The organism is Martelella sp., from assembly GCF_984369615.1.
In genome coordinates this window covers 1-4,875 of the sequence record NZ_CFHTCS010000322.1, presented here as the reverse complement: position 1 = coordinate 4,875, position 4,875 = coordinate 1, and the positions used below count along the sequence as shown (strand labels likewise).

Here is a 4,875-nt window from a genome sequence, read left to right as displayed (position 1 = left end):
TTCGGCAAGGACAACATCACCTCCGGCGCATCCTCCGATATCGAGCAGGCGACCAAGCTTGCCCGGGCGATGGTGACGCAATGGGGCTTTTCCGACGAGCTCGGCCAGGTTTCCTACGGCGAGAACCAGCAGGAGGTCTTCCTCGGCCATTCGGTGTCGCAGTCGAAGAATGTTTCGGAATCGACCGCGCAGAAGATCGATTCCGAGGTGCGACGCCTGATCGACGAGGCCTATGTCGAAGCGACGAAGATCCTCAAGGAGAACCATGACGGCTTCGTCGCGGTTGCCGAGGGTCTGCTCGAATACGAGACGCTCTCCGGCGACGAGATCAAGGCGATCCTGCAGGGCGAGAAGCCCGCCCGCGATCTCGGCGACGACACGCCGCCCTCGCGCGGCTCTGCGGTGCCTTCCATGGGGCCGAAGAAGGACGCTCCTTCCGGCAAGCCTTCGGACGGCAAGGAAGGCGACGGCTTCGAGCCGCAGCCGAACTGAGAAGCTGAACCGCCGGCAGCCCCGGCGGTTTTTCTTTTTTGCGCATTGAACTCTGACGCAGGAATGCCTGCATCCACGCAATCTCACAGAAGGCGGACGTTCCGCGCTGCACGTTCCGGTAACGTCGTGTTAGCGTTGTTGACGTTATTTTATGTGCCTTGCGGCGGATTTTCTGCCAATAGGACGCTGGAACACGCCCGGCAGAGACATGACGGTTGCCCCCGGGGCGGCTTTGACGAGGAACGACATGGCACGCAAATATTTCGGAACCGACGGTATTCGGGGACAGTCCAACACCTTCCCGATGACGCCCGATCTCGCCATGCGGGTCGGGATTGCGGTCGGCACGATCTTCCGCCGCAACGATCATGCCCGCCGCGTTGTGATCGGCAAGGACACGCGTCTGTCCGGCTATATGCTGGAAAACGCGCTGGTCGCCGGCTTTACCGCCGCCGGCCTCAATGTCTACCTGCTGGGCCCGATCCCGACGCCGGCCGTCGCCATGCTGACGCGTTCGCTGAGGGCCGATGTCGGCGTCATGATTTCCGCCTCGCACAATCCTTACGCCGACAACGGCATCAAGCTTTTCGGTCCCGACGGCTACAAGATGTCGGACGAGATCGAGGCCCGGATCGAGGCGCTGGTCGATCGTGACGATTTCTATTCCCAGCTTGCCCGTTCCAACGAGATCGGCCGCGCCAGCCGCGTCGAGGGCGACATCTACCGCTATATCGAATTCGTCAAGCGCACGCTTCCCCGGGATGTGACGCTGCACGGTCTGCGCGTCGTCGTCGACTGCGCCAACGGTGCGGCTTACAAGGCGGCGCCGACGGCGCTCTGGGAACTCGGCGCCGACGTGGTGACGATCGGGGCGGAGCCGAACGGCCTCAACATCAACAAGGAATGCGGCTCGACCTATCCGAAGACGCTGCAGGCCAAGGTGCATGAAGTGCGCGCCGATATCGGCATCGCGCTCGATGGCGATGCCGACCGGGTGATCATCGTCGACGAGAAGGGCAATATCATCGACGGCGACCAGCTGATGGCCGTGATTGTCGGCAATCTTGCCGACGACGGCGAGCTCAAGGGCAATGGCCTCGTGGCGACCGTCATGTCCAATCTCGGCCTTGAGCGCCACCTGAACGCCAGGGGGCTGGAACTCGCACGCACCAAGGTGGGCGACCGCTATGTGGTCGAATACATGCGCAAACATGGCCACAATGTCGGCGGCGAACAGTCCGGCCATATCGTGCTCTCCGATTTCGGCACCACCGGCGACGGCCCGGTGGCCGCGCTGCAGATCCTTGCCGCCGTCAAGCGGGCGGACAAGCCGGTGAGCGAGGTCTGCCGCAAGTTCGAACCGGTGCCCCAGCTTCTGCGCAACGTGCGCATTGCGGCGGGCGCCGTGCCGTTGGAAGACGGCAACGTCAAACAGGCGATTGCCGATGCCGAGGCGGAGCTGAAGGGCCGCGGACGCCTCGTCATCCGTCCGTCAGGCACCGAGCCGCTGATCCGCGTGATGGCGGAGGGCGATGATCCCGCCCAGGTCGAGCGCGTCGTTTCTGGCCTCATCGACGTGATCTCCAACGTGCGCGATGCCGCCTGAGTTTTTCCGAACATCCGGCGTCTCATGACCTCATTGCGGGCAGGGCTCTTTGCCCGCTGCGTTTGCCGTTTCGGGCATTTTCCAAAGCCGCGATGTCCTTCGGCATGTTTTCTTTGGTCTCCTGCGCCGGTCCGGCTTTGTCCGGACGAATCTAGCCATATTCCTGTTGCAGCATAACCCGGCGTTGCGGCGCTTTTGGGTTTTTGAGGCAGGAGGACTGGCAGATGTCTGCAGCGGCTTTGATTGTGGTGACCATTCTCGGCTGCGATGACAGCCTGACCCGGTGCCAGTATATCGATACCTCGCCGGATAGCTATGAAAGCGTCGCTCTGTGCGACACCGCGCTGGAGCGCGATCTCAGCCACTATAAATATTCCGAATATGCGAGCGTCATCGGGGTTTGCCGGTCCGAGGATGAGCCGATTGAAGCGGCGCTCGGCGGCGTTGCCGTGACAGGGATACCCGAAGAGCAGGCAAGGCTTGCTGCCGGACCGCAGCCCGGGAATGACGGCCACGTGCCGGAGCATGGAAACAGGTTGCTGATCCTCGCAGACGGAGCTCTGGACAAGGCCGTTTCCGTTCTGCCCGACAAGGCGCAGGTCCGGGCTGTGCTCCTTGCGCCCGTCGACGCCGTGAAGAATGGCTATGCCTGGACTGCGGGCCGGCTCGGCCTGTAACGCTGGATCATCGGGCGGTTAATCTGAGCCGCCCGATGATCCATCTCTTTGTTTAGGCGCATCGGGTTATCGAAAAACCGGTAACCACTTTTTCGCCCGATACTCCAGAGGATCGCTGTCGCCTCCTTGTCGTCGATCGACTGCGACGCGCCGTGCTGCATTCGCCGCCCAGACCAAAATTGGGACTACCTCTTCTGGTTCGTTGACGCGGAAAAGATTGTCAAACTATTGATTCTACTGGTCCGGGAGGTTGCAGGCACAGCGTCTTCAAGAGCTCCGCCTCGGTAATCGAGACCCATTGGATCGCCTCAATTGCAAGGATGAAGTTTCATGAAAATCTTTTCTTCAAAGGGCAGGAAGTTCATGGCGGCGGCATTGGCTTCCGTTATGTTCTCCGCCTCCGTGGCCGAGGCCTGCACGGGCATCACGCTGACGGCCGAAGACGGCGATGTCGTGCGCGCACGCACGATGGAGTTCAATGTCGATCTCGACGCCTCCGTCATTCTGGTGCCGCGCGGCACGCAACGCACCGGGGAAACGCCGGACGGCGAGAACGGCCTCGGCTGGGATGCGAAATATGCCAGCATCGGCGCCAATCCGATGGGCTTGCCCTATCTTGTCGACGGCGTGAACGAGAAAGGGCTTTCCATGGGCCTTTTCTATTTTGCCCAGGCGGCAGAATACCAGCCCTATAAGCCGGAAGACGCCGGCAAGACAATGGCGTCCTGGCAGCTTGGCTCCTACATTCTCGACAATTTCGCCACGGTCGACGAGGTGAAGGCGGCGCTTTCCGATATCATCGTTGCGCCTGTCATCTTCAAACAGTTCAACATGGTTCTGCCGGTGCACTTCGTCGTCACCGATGCTTCCGGCGAGACGATCGTGATCGAATATGTCGGCGGCACGCTGCAGGTGAGCGACAATCCGCTCGGCACCTTCACCAACAATCCGCCCTTCGACTGGCACATGACCAACCTGCAGAACTACGTCAATCTCGGCGTTGACAATGTGCCGCCGCAAAAGCTCGGCGATGTGACGATTGAGGGGCTTGGCCAGGGCACGGGCCTGCTCGGCATGCCCGGCGATTTCACCTCGCCGTCGCGCTTCGTGCGCGCCGCGATCTATTCGCACGGCGTGGAGGCGAGCGCGACCGGCAATGACGCCATCTTCCAGGCCTTCCACATCCTCAACAATTTCGACATTCCGCGCGGGGTCGCGCGCGAAGAGGAGACGGACGCGCACGGCAACGCGGTTTCCGACTACACGCAGTGGACGTCGGCCGTCGATACCGCCAACAAGCGCTTCTTCTTCCGCACCTACGAAAACAGCGATATCCGCTTTGTCGATCTGATGAAGCAGGATCTGGACGCATCGGGCATCAAGACCTGGACCATGGACGGCTACGAGACCGCCCACGAACTCGGCGCTCCGGAATAGGCGTGTGAAAACAAAGGCAACGGGCGGTCTGGCGCTGCCCGTTTCCATCTCCGGACGTCCGGCGAAACCGGTACAGATTGCCTTGTTGCGGCTCAAAAGGCACATCTGATCCCGCAGCCATCACCAAGTCATCTTTTCCCTTGCCTATTTTCAACGCCTCCCGTATATCCGGCGGCGGGACACCTCTCCCCAACGAGAGGCTACTATCTGAAAGGGTAGAGATATGACAGAGACGACCAAGCCGGACGTGCGTCCGGCCAATCCCCGCTTTTCTTCCGGCCCCTGTGCGAAGCGTCCCGGTTGGACGCCTGAAGCGTTGAACGACGCTGCCCTTGGCCGTTCCCACCGCGCGAAAATCGGCAAGGCGAAGCTGAAAGAGGCGATCGACCTGACCCGCGAAGTGCTCGACGTTCCGGGCGACTATCGCATCGGCATCGTGCCGGCTTCCGACACCGGCGCTGTTGAAATGGCGCTCTGGTCGCTGCTCGGCGAACGCGGCGTCGACATGCTCGCATGGGAATCCTTCGGCGCCGGCTGGGTGACCGATGTGATCAAGCAGCTGAAGCTGAAGGACGCGCGCAAGATCGAAGCGCCCTATGGCCAGCTCCCCGACCTTTCCACTGTCAATTTCGACAATGACGTGGTCTTCACCTGGAACGGCAC

4 protein-coding genes and 1 pseudogene are annotated in these 4,875 nt (G+C 61.4%); all 5 read left to right on the top strand.

Features of this window, described 5'->3' with window-relative positions; all coding sequences use genetic code 11:
• Positions 1-492: pseudogene (locus tag AC5DC2_RS19300) on the top strand (ATP-dependent zinc metalloprotease FtsH); the annotation flags it as partial.
• Positions 493-739: 247 nt separating this feature from the next.
• The gene (gene glmM / locus AC5DC2_RS19295; RefSeq protein ID WP_491699641.1) at positions 740-2,098 is read left to right on the top strand and encodes a phosphoglucosamine mutase; all 1,359 of its coding nucleotides are present in this window, start codon (positions 740-742) and stop codon (positions 2,096-2,098) included.
• A gap of 224 nt (positions 2,099-2,322) precedes the next feature.
• Complete coding sequence (locus tag AC5DC2_RS19290) at positions 2,323-2,775, top strand: hypothetical protein (protein WP_491699640.1); 453 nt, start codon at positions 2,323-2,325, stop codon at positions 2,773-2,775.
• 330 nt (positions 2,776-3,105) lie between these two features.
• Positions 3,106-4,212, top strand: a complete 1,107-nt coding sequence (locus AC5DC2_RS19285) for a linear amide C-N hydrolase (RefSeq protein ID WP_024710093.1) — start codon at positions 3,106-3,108, stop codon at positions 4,210-4,212.
• A 223-nt stretch (positions 4,213-4,435) separates the two neighbouring features.
• On the top strand, positions 4,436-4,875 hold a 440-nt coding region (locus AC5DC2_RS19280), incomplete at its 3' end, for a PLP-dependent aminotransferase family protein (protein WP_491699639.1).